Origin of the sequence: Paenibacillus sp. MY03 (assembly GCF_002165585.1) — a bacterium.
In the GTDB taxonomy this organism is placed as follows: domain Bacteria; phylum Bacillota; class Bacilli; order Paenibacillales; family Paenibacillaceae; genus Pristimantibacillus; species Pristimantibacillus agaridevorans.
Genome location: NZ_MXQD01000028.1, coordinates 14898 through 31440, shown reverse-complemented (window position 1 = coordinate 31440; position 16543 = coordinate 14898). Strand labels below are relative to the sequence as shown.

The following is a 16543-nucleotide window of genomic DNA, read 5'->3' as shown; positions in this document are numbered from 1 at the left end:
GATCCTCTCTGGCCCGACGTGCCGAGCGATCATTGGGCGATGGCGATATTCAGGCCGTATATGGGGGAAGGAGTTAACATAAACGTATGAATAATCTTCGAATCGGTATGATTGGTCTCGATACCTCTCACGTGTCCATATTCACCAAGCTGTTGCATGACGCAACGCATCCCTATCATGTGACCGGCGGACGAGTTGTCGCCGCGTATCCGGGAGGATCTCCGGACTTCCCGCTCAGCTTCAATCGGGTAGCGGGATATACGGGGGAGCTGCGAGAGCAATACGGCGTACGTATTGCAGATTCTCTGGAAGAGGTGGCGGAAGAGTGCGACGCGATTATGCTGGAGTCGGCCGACGGACGGGTCCATCTGGAGCAATTCCGGGCCATCGCGAAGTACGGCAAGCCGGTATTCATTGATAAACCATTGGCGTTAACGACATCCGAAGCCAAGGAAATCGCTTTAATCGCCGACGTTAACGGCGTTCCGATCATGAGCTCTTCTTCGCTGCGGTACGCAGACGCGCTTAGCGCGGAGCTTGGTCGAGAAGCGGCGGCCTCAATCTCGGGAGCGGAAGCTTTTGGTCCGCTGCATATTCAGGCAACGCAGTCTCATTACTTTTGGTATGGTATTCATGCAGCAGAGATGCTGTACGCCATCCTTGGTCCTGGCTGCGAGGAAGTAACGGTGGAAACTACGGTAGAGTTCGAGCTGATCAAAGGCAGATGGCGGGATGGGAGAATCGGTACGGTGCGCGGCAATCTCAATGGCAATGACGAGTTCGGTGCGCATATTCATCGCCGCGATGAGACGGTTTATGTCCAGGTCGGTTCCGCGCCAAAACCTTTTTACGCCAGCTTGCTGGAGCAGGTCATCCCTTTCTTGCAAACAAGGAAACCCGCGGTTGAGATTTCGGAGACGGTGGAGATCATCCGGTTTCTTGAGGCGGCGGAAGAGAGCAGAGCTAGCGGGTTGTCGGTGAAGCTTTAAGAGGGGACACGCGGTTAGCATGTCGGGATCAACTTCAACTGCCCTAGCGATTAGGCATTGAAAAAACAGACGCTCTATCCTACCCTGACTGGGAGGATGGGGCGTCTGTTTGGTGTAATGACCGTAATTGCTTGGCGGAAGATGACTCGCAGGATAAGAGGTTAGCAGCCGGGACGGCGGCTTATAATGCGTAAAGCTCTAATGTAACGGTATCGGAAGGCTGAATCGTGTAATTTAATAATGTTGCCGGTACGGTTCGTCCGTTCAGCTTGATCTGATAACCGACATTGCCGCTTATCGGAACTCCGCCGATGCTGACGATCTGGTCGTCTGCGGAGAAGCCGACAGAGCCTGTCGAAGCAAGCGCTCTTCCGATCGTAAGTCCTTGCCGATATGGAATCGTGAAGCTGTTTGTCACTCCCGGAAACGCGGCCCCGCCATTGATGACAACCGTTACGAAGGCTTGAGGCGCAGAGGTAATTGCCGGTCCTGGACCCGATACCGGAACAGGAATGGGGAGAGGAATCGGAAGGGGGACTGGCGGCCAAAAGCCCGGTCCGCCCCATGGTCCCAGCCCAGGACCATGCCAGCCAGGCCCGTGTCCGTGTCCTGGTCCATGTCCATGCCCCGGTCCATGGCCGTGTCCAGGTCCATGACCGTGCCCGGGTCCATGGCCGTGTCCGGATTCATGACCGTGCCCCGGCCCGTGTCCGGATCCATGTCCTTGCCCATGGCCTGAGCCGTGACTTGGCCCGTGCCCAGAGCCATGCCCCGTCCCGTGTCCGGAACCGCCAGAACCATGAGGGGGGCGAGTGGTCTGATGGGTGTCGTACATGTTCGGTTCATTGTCGGAATCATGCTCATTTAATGTAGCATCAAAAGGGAACTGCAGGCGTCCCCCCGGTCCGCCGCCAGGTCCGTGCCCCGGTCCGCCGCCAGGTCCGTGCCCCGGTCCGCCGCCAGGTCCGTGCCCCGGCCCCCAAGGTCCGTGTCCGGGTCCCCAAGGTCCGTGTCCGGGCCCCCAAGGTCCGTGTCCGGGTCCCCAAGGTCCGTGTCCGGGTCCCCAAGGTCCGTGTCCGGGTCCCCAAGGTCCGTGTCCGGGTCCCCAAGGTCCGTGCCCTGGCCCCCAAGGTCCTGGTCCGGGTCCCCAAGGTCCGTGTCCGGGTCCCCAAGGTCCTGATCCGGGTCCCCAAGGACCTGAACCTCCCAGTCCCAGTCCAGGCAATAGAAGGGGCAGCAAGCTTCGTTCGCTGCTGCGAATGCTGCCCCCGCAGCCACAACCTCTGGTTGACGCGTAGCGGATGCTCATTTTATTATGTTGATCCTTGGTGTTGATGCTTGAGCTTATGTCTGTCATGTTGACCTCCGATCTCGATCTGAACGAATTAGGCGAATATCATAAAGTATCATATGCACTTTCGCCTATTCCGTGCGAATTCCGGAGATTGGTCCGTAGCTCCATCCTCTATATAACGCGGGCATCGTCAGCGGTACTGGCGGCAATCAGTTCAAGCCTGATGATAAAGCCAGCCGCAATGAGTCGGTGGCGATAATTGTTCGGATGCTGAACAAAATCTTTGACTACAAAGCATCCCCGCCGTCCACAGGGCGCGAAGACATACTTGCATGTTCAGACGATTTGAAGTCAGCCATTCTCGATATTTTTCGATAAATCAGTGGGCTCAATCCTGCCTCCCGCTTGAACAACGTACAGAACTGCGCGGTGGTCGAGAAGCCGCAGCCGGCGGCAATGGAGGATACCGTAACTTCGGTCTGCTCCAACTGTTTTTTCGCCAAGTCGATTCGTCGCTCCAATACATAATTCAACGGGGATACACCGTAGGCCAACTTGAACAGATGACGGAATCTATCGTAGCTATAGCCCGACATGCGCGCCAAGCTGGCGATATCGATCCGCTCTTGATAATGCTCGTCCATATAGTTGCGGGCAAAATAGAGCGGCCGATCCTGTTTGTCCCGTTCGGCTACGCCCCAAAGACGAAAGTGGGCAACGAGAAGCTCGCTTATACAGAGATTAAGCCTAATCGCATAAAGCGGCGGCTTGGCTGTGATTTCGTGCTGCATCGCGAGCAGCAGCTTGCCAATTGTGCAGTCGTCATCATCGTTATATAACCCTTCCCGAACGGAAGACGGAAACTCGGAATCGATCAGCCGGAAGCCGGCGCACAGCACTTCCGTAGCCTCGCGGCGAATCTCGTCGTGAAGCGTGTCGGGAGGTACGACAGCGTAGCTTCCGGGCTCATAGACGTATTCAGCCCGGCCGATGCGGGTTGACCCTCTGCCTTGCCGGTAATAAACAATTTCATAACAGCGATGCCGGTGCATGGAAACCGATGTTCCGGCCTCGTGCCAAGCTTGAAAGATGAAGTCTGTGCGAGCGCTCAACTCATTCGTCCTCTCCTTGGAATATAGCCGAATTATGTAATAAATTAGCCGGATGGTGTAACCATAATTCCTTAATTTTCTGTACAATTGGGTTGAAAATAAAATCATTAAACCAAATCATATAATTTTAGGGAGGTCCGGTCAATGACCAACAAGAAGGCGGCGCCTATTATGTATCCAGAGCTTGATGAGAACTTTCGGATGGAACGCTTGAAACCCCGCGACGGAATCATTCGCATGGTGCTCGACACCGACACTTTCAACGAGATTGACGACCAGTTCGCACTTTCCCATGCGCTTCTGTCCCCGGAACGACTACGGCTGGAGGCGGTCTATGCCGCTCCTTTCTTTAACGATCTATCCAACGGACCCAAAGACGGGATGGAAAAAAGCTATGACGAAATCGTACACATTTTGACCAGGCTGCAGCGTATGAGAGAGGGGATCGTATTTCGCGGCTCGGAAAGCTATTTGCCCGGCGCGCATACGCCCGTCGACAGCCCGGCGGCGCGCGATCTCGTTGCCAAAGCGCTCGCGATGCCCGATGACGAACCGCTATACGTCGCCGCGATCGGCGCAATCACGAATGTTGCGTCGGCGATTTTGCTGGAACCTTCCATTATTCGCAAAATCGTTGTCATTTGGCTCGGTGGTCACGCGCTCTCATGGAGGGATACGAAAGAATTCAATTTGGTTCAAGATATACATGCGGCGCGGGTCATTCTGGACAGCGGCGTACCGTCCGTCCTCATTCCATGCGCCGGCGTTGCTTCTCATCTGATTACAAGTTTGCCGGAGATCGAGCGTTATGTGCGAGGCAGAGGGGAAATTGGTGATTTTCTGGCGGAACGCTATGAAGGCTGCAGCAGCGATCATTTTGGATATTCCCGGGTTATTTGGGATTTGTCGGCTGTCGCGTACTTGCTGGATCCTTCGTATGTCCCGACCGATTTTGTGCATAGTCCGTTGCTGACGGATCAGGTGACCTGGAGCGTGGATCGCGGCCGTCATTTCATTCGCTGCGCCAATGGGGTCAATCGGGACGCGATTTTCAAGGATTTGTTCCACAAGCTGGAGGAGCATGCGCAAGGCACACGTTAAAGTTTTCGACAGCGGCATATGGCCAAAAAGGAGTTGGCGTGTTCGCTGTTTAGTTGGGTAGGCGCTTTTACATGCTGCTTAGTGTGAATATTTATACCTGGCTTCAATGTGCAGATCGGTACAGAAAACCAGTTCACTCAAGAAAGCATCAATGGATCAAAAGGCAGAAATGGCGGTGCAGGGATTGAACCCGAGCACCGCCATTTCTTTGTTTTTGCTGTTTCTTTCATGAAGTGAGCTGTCTCATCAAGCGAATAAAACTGCTTTTGGGACTGCCATTTCTCCGCTGTGGATATTCTTATTTGTTCTCACTTAGAAGGCTGTTTGTTATGATTCGGCGTAGTACCAGTTCGTATCGAGACCTGTAATGGGACAATAAGGGAACTTGTCGCCTTCTTTCAGCGTAAGACGGCGTCCCGCCTCACAGATGTAATCGCCTTCCCGTTCCGCGTATTCACCTGTTCGGTAAGAAGTATTCGTTGTACTCATTTCGAAAGCACCTCTTTCCATAGATTTGCAGCGTCGATGGGAGTTGCTACCGACTGTGCGGCTAGGTGATCGGCTGCTTGTTCATTCATTAACCTTGTTTGTCAAATTTGAAACATAACGTGGAGATGAATTTGTTTCTGTTTATCGAAGCCGAGGTGTTTGCCGCATTCACATCCCATGAGCCAGATATCGAGACGGTCATGTATAGCCGTAAGAAGAGCGCTGGTTTAACATGGAAATATATACCTGAGGGAATGTGTATAATAAGATGCGTAAGTATATTTGTAAAAAGTTCAAAGGAGGATAACATGAATAAAAAAATCTGCACGTTTCTAATTGCTTTGAGTGTAATTTTAGCAGGGTGTGGCAAAGAAAAGATTGAATATTTCGATACTTCTATTTTCAAAATTGAAGATGAAAAGTTTTATGTGAGTTGTCCGATTGATGATGGACCAGGTGACGATATAGGATACTATTGTGCGATAAAAATCGATAGTGAAATTATGTTCAAAGATATACAAGGGAATGAATTAAAACATGATGATTACAAGATAGGAGACAGTGTAAGAGTGGTTTTGACTAAACCACAAATTCTCAGCAAAAAGGATGTAATTCTTGATGTTCGTGAGATTAAACATTTAGCAGCCAGTGATTAGGTAATCTTCAGTGAAATTATGACGGAAGTGGACGAGTGAATGTGTATGAAAAAGCGAGTACAATGGGGCGCAGGCGGGCATGGACGAGCGAATGTGTATGAAAAAGCGAGTACAATGGGGCGCAGGCGGGCATGGACGAGCGAATGTGTATGAAAAAGCGAGTATAATGGGCCGCAGGCGGGCATGGACGAGCGAATGTGTATGAAAAAGCGAGTACAATGGGGCGTTGGCGGGCATAGACGTGCGAATGTGTATGAAAAAGCGAGTACAATGGGGCGCAGGCAGGCGTGGGCGCCCACAAAAAAACGTCAACCGCCGGTGATCCGGAAGGTTGACGTTTTTTGTATAGTCCAAGCGGATATTACTTAACCGCTGCTTCGTAACGTTTGCCCACTTCGTCCCAATTCACAACGTTCCAGAACGCTGCGATGTAGTCAGGGCGTTTGTTTTGGTAGTTCAGGTAGTAAGCGTGCTCCCAAACGTCCAGGCCGAGGATTGGCGTTTCGCCTTCCATGATCGGGCTGTCTTGGTTAGGCAGGCTGTATACTTTCAGCTTGCCGTTAGCTACTGCCAGGAACGCCCAGCCGCTGCCGAAACGAGTAGCTGCAGCTTTAGCGAAGTCAGCTTTGAACGTGTCGAAGCCGCCCAGCTCGCTCTCGATAGCCGCTGCAAGAGCACCAGAAGGAGCGCCGCCCGCGTTCGGTCCGATTGTTTCCCAGAACAGGCTGTGGTTAGCATGTCCACCGCCATTGTTGCGGACAGCCGTACGGATCGACTCAGGTACGCTTGCAAGATCAGCGATCAAATCTTCGATCGATTTCTCTTGCAGCTCGGGAGCGGACTCCAGTGCAGCGTTCAGGTTCGTTACATAAGCGTTATGGTGACGTCCGTGATGGATTTCCATTGTCGTTGCGTCAATGTGCGGTTCCAAAGCGTTGTGCGCGTAAGGCAAAGCAGGAAGTTGATGTGCCATTGATAAGGTCCTCCTAAATGGTATGTAGTGTGTAATCATTCCCATTATCCTCTATCGGAATGAATAAATCAACATCGTTGTTGAAAAAGTCAAATGCTTGAACGCGACTTTCCCGCCGACATCAACCTGTAGATTTCCCATAGCTTCCTTGATTTATGCAAAAGAAGCGCATAATTATGGAAAAAATGAAAATTGCATAAGCAATAAATCGTGTAAGCGCTTAATATTAAGCGTTTTCAGTAGAAAATGGGCGATTTATATAGATTTTTTTAAGAATTTTAAATTTTTTAGTGTGATTTTGGCGGAATTCGTCGTATGATAGACAAGTACTCGACTATGACAAGGTATAGAAGGTGTTAAGGTATGAACGTTCGTTCCTTCCAATTATCCGATTACAAACCACTTACTGCATTGCTTGAGGAAGTGCTTACCGAGGAATGTTATGAGCAAACGATGGAAGCATTTGCTCGCCAATTGTCATGGGATAGCGAATTAGTGCTTGTCGCTGTCAAAGAATCAGAGATCGTGGGCATGATTATCGGCACGATCGACAATAACAAAGGGTATTATTATCGCATCGCAGTTTCCCCCGAGCATCAACGGATCGGCATCGGCAAGGCCCTTGTAACGGGCTTGCGCGGACGATTCGAACAGCGTGGCGTCAGCAAGATCCTTATTACGGCTGACGAACATAATGAGCCTGTACTGCCTCTGTATGAATCGATGGGGTACGAAACGTCGGATTTCTTCCATGCGTTCCAGAAGCTTAGCATTGTTGCCGGGTAAATAGAGAGTTAGTCCTTCAAGGACGGTATATTAGGGGCATATCCAGCATCGCCGTTGCAATTGGCGCTCGGATATGCTTTTCTTATTACTATATATGCGCGTTCGAACTACCATTAGCAAGGAGCATGAACAGCATGGAAAGATATGAACGATGCGTGATCAAAAGCTTCAAACACAATGGTCAAATCCATCGGCTCTGGCAGCAGAATTGGCTTGTGCCGGACGATGCGCTCGCACCCGGGCATCGGGCCGAATCGATGATCGTGCTCATTAACAGGCAGACTCCCATCCAGGAATCCGACGGCAAGCAGTGGATCAGCAGAGTACCGGCCGTGTCCTTCTTCATCCCCGGCGAGTGGTTTAATGTCGTTGCGCTGCTGGAGACAAGCGGGGTGCGCTATTATTGCAACGTGGCATCCCCTCCTTATTTGCAGGGCGGCGTATTGACGTATATCGACTATGATCTTGATGTCATTAGAACGGCCGACGGAAGCCGTTATATCGTCGATCAGGACGAATACGAACAGCACAAGCAGTTGTACCATTATCCAAGACAAGTCGAGGATAAGGTGCGCGAAGGGCTGAATGCTCTGTTGTCGCGGATTGAAAGCAGTCGTGAGCCGTTTCAGGACGACGTGGTGATACGTTACTACGAGGAATGGCTGACGAGGTTCGGAGAAGCCGAACAATGAAGACGCTGCGACGCGAGATGATGGATTGGCTAAAGACGATACTTTTATCATTAGGACTTGTATTGTTATTACATTATTTCGTATTTAACCTCTCAACCGTGGATGGCCGCTCCATGGAGCCTACGCTGGCACAGGACGAGTGGCTGTTCGTTAACAAAATAGGCTATTTGCTGGGGAGTCCAGGCCGGGGCGATGTCATCGTGCTGAAGGATCCGTCGGGATCGGAGGGCAAGTTGCGATATCTCGTAAAGCGAATCGTCGGCATGCCGGGCGACCGAGTCGAGATAGCGGGGCAGCAGTTGTATATTAACGGCGAGCTGGTGGACGAGCCATATACGGATTCGCCTATCGAAGGTATGAACTACGGACCAGAAGTTATCCAGCAAGGGCATTTTTTCGTCATGGGGGATAATCGACATGAGCGGGCGAGCCTGGATAGCCGAACGTTCCATGCCGTACCGAGAGAACTAATCATAGGCCGGGCGGAAGCGATAGTATGGCCAATCCCGCAGTTGAGGCTGTTGTAAAAGTCAGGATTTATCAAGACCTATGCTAGAAAGAATGGGGGGTTACCATTGAAAGATGTCATGATCTATACAGACGGAGCCTGTTCGGGCAATCCGGGCCCCGGCGGCTGGGGAGCCGTATTGTTTTACGGTGCGCACAAAAAGGAGATTTCCGGCGGGGAGAAGGCGACGACGAATAACCGGATGGAAATCCAGGCCGTGATCGAAGGGCTCGCGCTGCTTAAGGAGCCTTGCACGGTCAAAGTGTACAGCGATTCTGCCTATGTCGTTAATTGCTTCCAAAAGGGCTGGATTCATGGCTGGCTGCGCAACGGCTGGAAGAACAGCAAGAAGGAGCCCGTGGAAAATCAGGATCTGTGGAAGCAGCTGTGGGAGCTGATGGGCAAGCACAAGGTGGAGTATGTAAAGGTGAAAGGCCATAGCGACAATGAATGGAACAATCGCTGCGACGAGCTGGCGCGCGAAGCGATCAAACGGTTATAAGCCGATGGCGATGACAGACGAGTGGCAAGCGTTGAAAGACGAGATGAAAGAGGCTGCGCAAAGTTTGGGAATCGATGCGATTGGCGTCGCATCGTCGGACCCATTCGTAACGCTCAAGCAACGCCTCATTCGGCATCGCGAGCTCGGCTATGAATCCGGCTTCGAGGAGCAAGATATCGAGAAACGCACGAACCCGTCGCTGATTTTCGACCGACCCCAAAGCATTATAGCGATAGCGGTTGCGTACCCATCCAAGCTGATCGACCCGCCGAAGTCGGAACCCGGCGCCAGGAGAGGCATCATGTCCAGGTCAGCATGGGGCGAGGACTACCACAAAATATTGCGCGACCGTCTGGCGAGGCTCGAGCAATGGCTGAGGGAGCGCGTTCCGGACGTGCGTGTCGAAAGCATGGTGGATACAGGAGAGCTGTCGGATCGGGCAGTTGCCGAGCGGGCAGGGCTTGGCTGGAGCGCCAAAAACTGCTCGATTATATCCCCCGAGCTGGGCTCCTGGATTTATCTGGGCGAGATGATTACCAATCTTCCGCTGCCCCCCGACGAGCCCGTAACGGAAGGCTGCGGCTCTTGCACGAAGTGTATCGACGCCTGTCCCACCGGGGCGATCGTCGCTCCGGGCCAACTGAACGCTCAGCGCTGCATCTCTTACGTCACCCAGACGAAGGGAATGGTGGCGGACGAATTTATGCGCAAGATCGGGAATCGTCTATACGGCTGCGATACATGCCAGATCGTATGTCCCGTCAACCGGGGCAAAAACTGGACCAATCAGCCCGAGCTGCAGCCGGATAACGAGCTCGCCAAGCCGCTTCTCATTCCTCTGTTGACGATGGGGAACAAGGAGTTCAAGGAGCGTTACGGTCATACCTCCTCCGCTTGGCGCGGACGGAAGCCGATTCAGCGCAACGCGGTCATCGCGCTTGGCAACTTTAAGGAAGCAAGTGCCGTACCGGACCTTATTCGTGTACTCCACGATGATCCCAGGCCGGTGCTGCGCGGGACGGCTGCCTGGTCGCTTGGCCGGATCGGCGGCGAGGCCGCGGCAGAAGCTCTGGAACAGGCTTCGATGAGGGAACGGGACGAGGAAGCCATTGCTTCGATCGAAGCGGCAATAGGGGCGATTCGGGAGCGAGAACGCGCGTAATTCGCCTAATTATACGCGCTGGGCTGCCAGGGGACTATACAACCGTTTTACCTTGCGCGAATTCATTGCGCCGCAGGGCTTGGACATGCTATGATACATGGATGTCAGCTTTGTAAGTGTTATCGAAATATGGAAAGGTGCAGGTGAACGGCATGGAATGGTACAATATCGTAATCCCGATCGTTACTTTGATTCTCGGAGCGGTTGGCGGATTTCTTATCGGCGTTTTCTATCTTCGCAGACAGATCGAGCGTATGCAAAACGATCCTGCGATGATTCAGAAGATGGCGAAGCAAATGGGCTACAATCTAAACAAACAACAAATGTCGAAAGCTCAAAATATGATGAAAAATCAAAAGTTTCCCCGCAAATAACGGGGGACCGGCAGTGAGCGGAAGGAGCGGTGGCGAATGGCGGGACGGAAGGATTACGTCAATTCGAAAGTGGCAAGCAACCGGGAGCAAATCGAACATCATGTGAAGGAAATTCTAAAGCTGATCGGCGAGGATGTCGAGCGGGAAGGACTTCTAGAAACGCCGGCGCGGGTTACACGGATGTATGAGGAAATTTTCGCGGGCTACGATGTCGATCCCCGCGAAGTGCTCGGCGTGTCATTCGACGAGCAGCACGAAGAGCTGGTCATCGTCAGAGACATCGTCTATTACAGCCTATGCGAGCACCATATGGCGCCTTTCTTCGGGAAGGCTCATATCGGCTATATTCCCAGCGGCAAGATCGCGGGACTTAGCAAGCTGGCGCGTCTGGTCGATGCGATTACGCGAAAGCTTCAAGTGCAGGAGCGAGTTACGACGCAGATCGCCGATATTCTGGAGCAAGAACTTTCTCCCCATGGCGTGATGGTCGTCGTGGAGGGGGAACATCTCTGCATGTGCTCCAGAGGCGTAAAGAAGCCTGGCAGCAAGACGGTAACCTCTGCCGTTCGAGGCGAATTCAGAACAAGCTCGCCGCTGCGCTCGGAATTTCTAGCATTGCTGAAGCAATAACCTCTTGAAGGAACTTAAGAAAGGAGCAAGGAAGCTGCCTGCATTTACCAGGGCATGCTCCTTGCTCCTTTTCTATTGTTCAACAGCCGCGACTTGGACAGCGGGCTCGCCTTCATGCTCCGCCGCGATGACAGAATCGACCTGGCTGAGGAACATCGCGGCTCGGCCGATGTATTCTGTAGGATGCTTCCGGAAGATCATTTCGTGTTGTCCATCCTCCACAATCCAGGATCGGGACATCGCATTTTTTTGGTTCGCCGAGATCGCTTGCGCCGTCTCGTAAGACGCCTTGGCGTCCTTTGTCCCGTGTATGATGTAGATGGGCATATCGTAGGGATGCGCTACAACTTCCTCCGCCGGAATGGATCCGAAGTCCGTACCGGTCCAGAGCGGAATCATCGTCTCGATGAGAGGGAGCGACGGGAATCTCGGAAGCTCCACGAACTGGTTCAAATTATCGAACAGCGCTTCCGAGCTCGGGACGAACAGACTATCCAGAATCATCGCGTCGATTTCGTCCGTTACGAGCGCCGTCTGGAGCGCCGTGCCCGCACCCATGGAGAATCCCCATACGACGATATCCTCCGCGCCGCGGGAACGCGCGTAGTTGACGGAAGCCAGCAGTTGCTGCGATTCCTCCCGGCCTCCTGTAGCGGGAGCCTTGTATTGTTTGGAGGCATAGCCGTAATCGAATAACAGGACATTGTAGCTTAGATCGTGGAGCAGCTTGGCGAGATCGTACATGGGCACCCAGCTCTCCTCGCGGTTCGCGCCGTATCCGTGACTAAAGACGACGGTACGTTTCGAAAAATCGCTAGAACCATCTACTGCCGGAGCGGGAAGATACCAGCCGCTGACGGTCGTCTCGCCGCTATGGCTCGGGTATATAACTTCCTCGTAATCGATGCCGATCGCTTCCTTGGGATTGGAGGCAAGCGGGGCAACATAAGGATAAGCCAGCATCCACGCTACATAACCATGGAAAATGACTATCGCGATAAAAAACATGGCAATTATAGCTGCAATCGTTGCAATCCATTTATGCTTGCGCCGCTGGGCTACAGCAAGACTGGTTTTTAGAAAGGGTGGAAGGGGCAAGGCTTGAGGGACGGCGCTTAGTCCAACGCTCTCAAGCGGCTGCGGAGTTCCGATCGTTGCGTTCATCGTCATGCCCTCCTTCTGCAAAAAGCGATTATGTTATGAAGACGATGTAAGCGCTATTAATTGTATAGTACTTTAATCGTAGTCCTATACGGGCGGCCTGTCAATTCATGTCGAGGCATTGTTAGGGGGATGTTAATAGACTGTAATCATTTTGTAATGATTCAATGATCTTTACGTCCATGGAGCGATTCATGTATACTAATGAGAATAGATTTCAATCATTATGGAATTCGGTTTCATTCGTTGAAACTTAATGGGGATATATATATTATAAATAGAGGAGGTGCGTGTTCGTGGAGGATGGGAAATCGACCGTGCGAGCCGTTGACCGCGCGTTGGATATATTGTTGTGCTTTACGCATCGAACCGATTGGGCAATGACGGAGATTGCGGAACATGTCGGCTTGCACAAAAGTACCGTGCATCGGATGCTCGCTACCCTCGAAGAGAAGGGTTTTATCGAGCGCGACCGTTCGACGGACCGCTACCATCTGGGATTGCGGATGTGGGAGCTGTCGGCCAACTTGTCGGGCTCCGACGACCAGGCAACAATCTGGCTGCCGGAAATGGTGCGTCTGCGCGATCAGTTGGGCGAGACTGTCAGTATCTACGTACGGGACGGCTCGGAGCGGATTCGCATACAAGCAGTACAGAGCAACCAGGCTGTGCGCCGCGTGGCGCCGATTGGCGTCAGGCTGCCGCTCTATGCCGGCGCGTCAAGCAAGGTGCTGATTGCCTTTTCCGAGGAGTCGGTAAGGAACAGTATCCTCGAATCGCTGGAGTGGCCGGATTCTTTTGATAAGGAGCAGTACTCGAGGAATCTGACAGAGGTGACGGAGCTGGGTTATGCGACAAGCTTCGAGGAACGCGAAGCCGGCGCCGCGGCGCTATCGGCTCCCATCTTTGATCGATCCGGCAATCTGTCTGCGGCGTTATCCGTTTCCGGGCCCTCCAGCCGCATGACGCTAAAGACGATGCGCGGATATGCTCCGGTCATCCAAGAATCGGCAAAGCGGATGGGGACGATGAGCAAGTAAGCGCGGGATGAAAAAAGAACCCCACACACCAAATAGTGTTGTGAGGTTCTTTTTGTTTAATCTCTATTTCTTAGTTCATGTTCGCGATCATTTGGCGAAGCACCGTTTGGAGGATGCCTCCGTTACGGTAGTAGTCCACGTCCACAAGGGAGTCCAGACGAACGATCGCTGGGAATTCGAACGTAGTGCCGTCTTCGCGGGTAGCTTTGACGGTTACGGTTTCGCCAGGCTTAACATCGTTGGACAGGCCGACGATGTCGAACGTTTCGCGACCCGTAATGCCAAGCGTACTCCAGCCATTGCCTTCCTGGAATTGCAGCGGGAGAACGCCCATGCCGACCAGGTTGGAGCGGTGAATCCGCTCGAAGCTTTCGGCGATGACAGCTTTCACGCCCAGGAGGTAAGTGCCTTTGGCTGCCCAGTCGCGGGAGCTGCCCGTTCCGTATTCCTTGCCTGCGATAACGACAAGGTTTTTGCCTTCGGCTTGATACTTCATGGATGCATCGTAGATCGACATGACTTCGCCGGTCGGCAGGTAAGTCGTTACGCCGCCCTCCGTGCCCGGAGCCACTTGGTTACGAATCCGGATGTTGGCGAACGTGCCGCGCATCATGACTTCATGGTTGCCGCGACGGGAGCCGTAGGAGTTGAAGTCCTTGCGCTCTACGCCGTTGTCGATCAAATATTTGCCGCCCGGGCTGTTAACCGTAATGTTGCCCGCAGGGGAGATATGGTCCGTCGTAACGGAATCGCCCATGAGCGCAAGCACGCTAGCCGAATGGATATCGGAGATATCGGAAAGTTCGGAGCCCAGGTTCTCGAAGAACGGCGGGTTCTGGATGTATGTCGACTTCGCATCCCACTCGTAGCTTTCGCCTTCCGGCACGTCGATGGCGTTCCAACGCTCGTTCTGCGTAAATACGTTCTCGTATTTGTCGTTGAACATTTGCGGATTCAGCGCCGTTGCGACAGCGTCTTTGATCTCGGCGTTCGTTGGCCAGATGTCCTTGAGGTACACCGGTTGACCATCTTGGTCGTGACCGATCGGATCGTTCGTAAGATCGATATTAACCGTGCCTGCAAGCGCGTAAGCAACGACAAGCGGCGGCGAAGCCAGGTAATTGGCTTTTACTTGCGCATGGACGCGGCCTTCGAAGTTACGGTTGCCGGACAATACGGCAGCCACCGTCATATCGTTGTCGGCAATGGCCTTGCTTACTTCGTCAGGAAGCGGGCCGGAGTTGCCGATGCAAGTCGCGCAGCCGTAGCCGGCAACGTGGAAGCCAAGCGCTTCGAGCGAGTCCAGCAGATTGGCTTTTTTCAGGTACTCCGTTACAACCAGAGAGCCTGGAGTCAGGGAGCTCTTTACGTAGGCAGGTTTCGTAAGGCCGCGCTCGACGGCTTTTTTCGCGACGAGACCCGCGCCGAGCATAACGCTAGGGTTGGATGTATTCGTACAGCTTGTGATCGCGGCGATCACGACCGCGCCAGTGCCCATTTTGGACTGAACGCCATCATTGTGCTGTACCGGAACCTGCTCAGCGATCTTTTCGTCGGACAGGCCGTAGCCGCCTTTATCGATCGGAGTACGGATAATATCATTGAAAGCTTCCTTCATCGAAGTCAGCTCGACGCGGTCCTGAGGACGCTTCGGTCCAGCAAGGGAAGGAACGATCGAAGACAGATCCAGCTCGATTACGTCGGTGAACACAGGGTCGGGAGTCTCGTCCGTACGGAACATGTCCTGTGCTTTGTAGTAAGCTTCTACCAACGCGATTTGCTCTTCTTTGCGGCCTGTTTGGCGCATGAAGTCCAGCGTCTCGCCATCGACAGGGAAGAAGCCGATCGTAGCGCCGTATTCCGGAGCCATGTTGGCAACGGTAGCGCGGTCCGCCAGGCTGATGTTGGAGAGGCCGGGTCCGAAGAACTCGACGAACTTGCCGACAACGCCTTTTTTGCGGAGGATCTGGGTAACGGTCAGAGCAAGGTCGGTAGCCGTGGAACCTTCGGCCAGGCTGCCCGTCAGCTTAAAGCCGATAACCTCCGGCATAACGAAGTACAGCGGTTGACCCAGCATGCCGGCTTCCGCCTCGATGCCGCCAACGCCCCAGCCCACAACGCCGAGACCATTGATCATTGTCGTATGGGAATCCGTGCCGACCAGGGAATCCGGATAAACGACCGTCTCGCCGTCAACCGTCTTTGTAGCCGCTACGGAAGCAAGGTATTCCAGGTTAACCTGGTGAACGATGCCCGTGCCCGGAGGAACGGCGCGGAAGTTATCGAATGCCGTCTGCGCCCAGCGCAGGAAGCGGTATCTCTCTTCGTTGCGTTCGAATTCGACTTTTGTGTTGTACTCAAGCGCTTGAGGGCTGCCGAAGGCGTCTACCATGATGGAGTGGTCGATTACGAGATCGACCGGCACGAGCGGGTTAATGTTTTTCGGATCTCCGCCGGCTTTTTTGACGGTGTCGCGCATTGCCGCAAGGTCGACGACGACCGGTACGCCCGTGAAGTCCTGAAGAACGATACGGGCGGGAATGAAAGGAATTTCCTTGTCTTCGCGACCGTTTGCCCAGTTGGCCAATTGCTTAACATGTTCGGGAGTAATGCCGCGGCCGTCGAATTGACGAACGGCTGCCTCCAGCAAAACTTTGATGGAAAACGGAAGCTTGGAAATGTCGCCCAAGCCTTGCTCATCCAGACCGCCTAGACGGTAGTAGGCATAAGATTTGCCGCCCGATTCCAGTGTCGTGCGAACAGAATATTGATTTTGTTTGGACATCATTATTCTCCTCTTCTAAAAAAATGATCGTTGTTTCATTCTGTGAAACACGATTTCAAAAACCTTATGCCTCTAGTATAGCTTTAAAACAGGGCATCGTAAAGTCCAATTATGACCACAATTCACATGATTTCGCGGGCTCCGTCATATAATGAACCAGTTGTTCTATGCGCGTCTCGCAAGGACGGTGACTCCCTTCTTGCAAGCGCGTTCGGTGTCGGAACGAAACGCGCTGCACCTTCAAAGGACGGCGACAGCCCGTTTCACCTTGTTCATGGATATTGATTGA

Annotated in this window: 17 protein-coding genes and 1 pseudogene; 12 read left to right on the top strand and 6 right to left on the bottom strand. The window is 53.0% G+C overall.

The features are described 5' to 3' along the window. Positions 1–86: 86 nt before the first annotated feature. Complete coding sequence (locus B1748_RS20600; RefSeq protein WP_087569826.1) at positions 87–989, top strand: Gfo/Idh/MocA family protein; 903 nt, start codon at positions 87–89, stop codon at positions 987–989. Positions 990–1170: 181 nt separating this feature from the next. On the opposite strand, the gene B1748_RS37835 is transcribed toward B1748_RS20600, so the two are convergent. Beyond that, a complete protein-coding gene (locus B1748_RS37835) occupies positions 1171–2346 on the bottom strand; it encodes a hypothetical protein (protein WP_179215708.1) in 1176 nt (391 codons plus the stop codon). 114 nt (positions 2347–2460) lie between these two features. Between B1748_RS37835 and B1748_RS38075 the strand changes: the two are divergent. Continuing rightward, positions 2461–2661: pseudogene (locus B1748_RS38075) on the top strand (hypothetical protein); the annotation flags it as partial. On the opposite strand, the gene B1748_RS20580 reads toward B1748_RS38075, so the two are convergent. Further along, positions 2571–3395 carry an AraC family transcriptional regulator gene (locus B1748_RS20580; RefSeq protein ID WP_179215707.1) on the bottom strand — a complete coding sequence of 275 codons (825 nt, stop codon included), beginning with the start codon at positions 3393–3395 and terminating at the stop codon, positions 2571–2573. The pseudogene B1748_RS38075 and the gene B1748_RS20580 overlap by 91 nt on opposite strands. Before the next feature lie 144 nt (positions 3396–3539). Between B1748_RS20580 and B1748_RS20575 the strand changes: the two genes are divergently transcribed. Continuing rightward, entirely contained in the window at positions 3540–4496 is a 957-nt protein-coding gene (locus tag B1748_RS20575) for a nucleoside hydrolase (protein ID WP_256975795.1), read from the top strand. 327 nt (positions 4497–4823) lie between these two features. Here B1748_RS20575 and B1748_RS36930 read toward each other — a convergent pair whose 3' ends face one another. Beyond that, entirely contained in the window at positions 4824–4985 is a 162-nt protein-coding gene (locus B1748_RS36930) for a hypothetical protein (protein WP_179215706.1), read from the bottom strand. A gap of 308 nt (positions 4986–5293) precedes the next feature. Between B1748_RS36930 and B1748_RS20570 the strand changes: the two genes are divergently transcribed. Next, on the top strand, positions 5294–5641 hold the full coding sequence (locus tag B1748_RS20570; protein WP_143810348.1) for a hypothetical protein: 348 nt from the start codon (positions 5294–5296) through the stop codon (positions 5639–5641). A gap of 361 nt (positions 5642–6002) precedes the next feature. Here the strand turns inward: B1748_RS20570 and B1748_RS20565 are convergent, their stop codons facing one another. Next, entirely contained in the window at positions 6003–6614 is a 612-nt protein-coding gene (locus tag B1748_RS20565) for a superoxide dismutase (RefSeq protein WP_087569821.1), read from the bottom strand. A gap of 363 nt (positions 6615–6977) precedes the next feature. Here B1748_RS20565 and B1748_RS20560 point away from each other — a divergent pair, with 363 nt between their 5' ends. The 7 genes from B1748_RS20560 (at position 6978) to folE (ending at position 11268) form a co-directional block, all read left to right on the top strand. Then, the gene (locus tag B1748_RS20560; RefSeq protein ID WP_087569820.1) at positions 6978–7400 is read left to right on the top strand and encodes a GNAT family N-acetyltransferase; all 423 of its coding nucleotides are present in this window, start codon (positions 6978–6980) and stop codon (positions 7398–7400) included. Between the two features lie 134 nt (positions 7401–7534). Beyond that, positions 7535–8092 (top strand): DUF402 domain-containing protein, encoded by a 558-nt coding sequence (locus B1748_RS20555; RefSeq protein WP_087569819.1) that lies wholly within the window; start codon positions 7535–7537, stop codon positions 8090–8092. Then, entirely contained in the window at positions 8089–8619 is a 531-nt protein-coding gene (gene lepB, locus B1748_RS20550; protein WP_256975794.1) for a signal peptidase I, read from the top strand. Before B1748_RS20555 ends, lepB begins: the two co-directional genes overlap by 4 nt. Before the next feature lie 48 nt (positions 8620–8667). Continuing rightward, the gene (gene rnhA / locus B1748_RS20545; protein WP_087569817.1) at positions 8668–9102 is read left to right on the top strand and encodes a ribonuclease HI; all 435 of its coding nucleotides are present in this window, start codon (positions 8668–8670) and stop codon (positions 9100–9102) included. Positions 9103–9106: 4 nt separating this feature from the next. Beyond that, complete coding sequence (gene queG, locus B1748_RS20540) at positions 9107–10264, top strand: tRNA epoxyqueuosine(34) reductase QueG (RefSeq protein ID WP_373271292.1); 1158 nt, start codon at positions 9107–9109, stop codon at positions 10262–10264. 152 nt (positions 10265–10416) lie between these two features. Next, complete coding sequence (locus B1748_RS20535; protein ID WP_087569900.1) at positions 10417–10638, top strand: YneF family protein; 222 nt, start codon at positions 10417–10419, stop codon at positions 10636–10638. Between the two features lie 36 nt (positions 10639–10674). Next, entirely contained in the window at positions 10675–11268 is a 594-nt protein-coding gene (gene folE / locus B1748_RS20530; RefSeq protein ID WP_087569816.1) for a GTP cyclohydrolase I FolE, read from the top strand. Positions 11269–11340: 72 nt separating this feature from the next. Here the strand turns inward: folE and B1748_RS20525 are convergent, their stop codons facing one another. Next, positions 11341–12432 carry an alpha/beta hydrolase gene (locus B1748_RS20525; RefSeq protein ID WP_108994677.1) on the bottom strand — a complete coding sequence of 364 codons (1092 nt, stop codon included), beginning with the start codon at positions 12430–12432 and terminating at the stop codon, positions 11341–11343. 293 nt (positions 12433–12725) lie between these two features. Between B1748_RS20525 and B1748_RS20520 the strand changes: the two genes are divergently transcribed. After that, on the top strand, positions 12726–13469 hold the full coding sequence (locus B1748_RS20520; RefSeq protein ID WP_087569815.1) for an IclR family transcriptional regulator: 744 nt from the start codon (positions 12726–12728) through the stop codon (positions 13467–13469). 70 nt (positions 13470–13539) lie between these two features. On the opposite strand, the gene acnA is transcribed toward B1748_RS20520, so the two are convergent. Continuing rightward, positions 13540–16254 carry an aconitate hydratase AcnA gene (gene acnA / locus B1748_RS20515; RefSeq protein WP_087569814.1) on the bottom strand — a complete coding sequence of 905 codons (2715 nt, stop codon included), beginning with the start codon at positions 16252–16254 and terminating at the stop codon, positions 13540–13542. Positions 16255–16543: the final 289 nt, after the last annotated feature.

Coding starts and splice junctions, on each gene's coding strand:
- B1748_RS36930 (WP_179215706.1), bottom strand. CDS start 4,985: ATGAGTACAACGAATACTTCTTACCGAACAGGTGAATACGCGGAACGG.
- acnA (WP_087569814.1), bottom strand. CDS start 16,254: ATGTCCAAACAAAATCAATATTCTGTTCGCACGACACTGGAATCGGGC.
- B1748_RS20570 (WP_143810348.1), top strand. CDS start 5,294: ATGAATAAAAAAATCTGCACGTTTCTAATTGCTTTGAGTGTAATTTTA.
- queG (WP_373271292.1), top strand. CDS start 9,107: ATGGCGATGACAGACGAGTGGCAAGCGTTGAAAGACGAGATGAAAGAG.
- B1748_RS20560 (WP_087569820.1), top strand. CDS start 6,978: ATGAACGTTCGTTCCTTCCAATTATCCGATTACAAACCACTTACTGCA.
- B1748_RS20535 (WP_087569900.1), top strand. CDS start 10,417: ATGGAATGGTACAATATCGTAATCCCGATCGTTACTTTGATTCTCGGA.
- lepB (WP_256975794.1), top strand. CDS start 8,089: ATGAAGACGCTGCGACGCGAGATGATGGATTGGCTAAAGACGATACTT.
- B1748_RS20600 (WP_087569826.1), top strand. CDS start 87: ATGAATAATCTTCGAATCGGTATGATTGGTCTCGATACCTCTCACGTG.
- B1748_RS20525 (WP_108994677.1), bottom strand. CDS start 12,432: ATGAACGCAACGATCGGAACTCCGCAGCCGCTTGAGAGCGTTGGACTA.
- B1748_RS20575 (WP_256975795.1), top strand. CDS start 3,540: ATGACCAACAAGAAGGCGGCGCCTATTATGTATCCAGAGCTTGATGAG.
- B1748_RS37835 (WP_179215708.1), bottom strand. CDS start 2,346: ATGACAGACATAAGCTCAAGCATCAACACCAAGGATCAACATAATAAA.
- B1748_RS20565 (WP_087569821.1), bottom strand. CDS start 6,614: ATGGCACATCAACTTCCTGCTTTGCCTTACGCGCACAACGCTTTGGAA.
- B1748_RS20555 (WP_087569819.1), top strand. CDS start 7,535: ATGGAAAGATATGAACGATGCGTGATCAAAAGCTTCAAACACAATGGT.
- folE (WP_087569816.1), top strand. CDS start 10,675: ATGGCGGGACGGAAGGATTACGTCAATTCGAAAGTGGCAAGCAACCGG.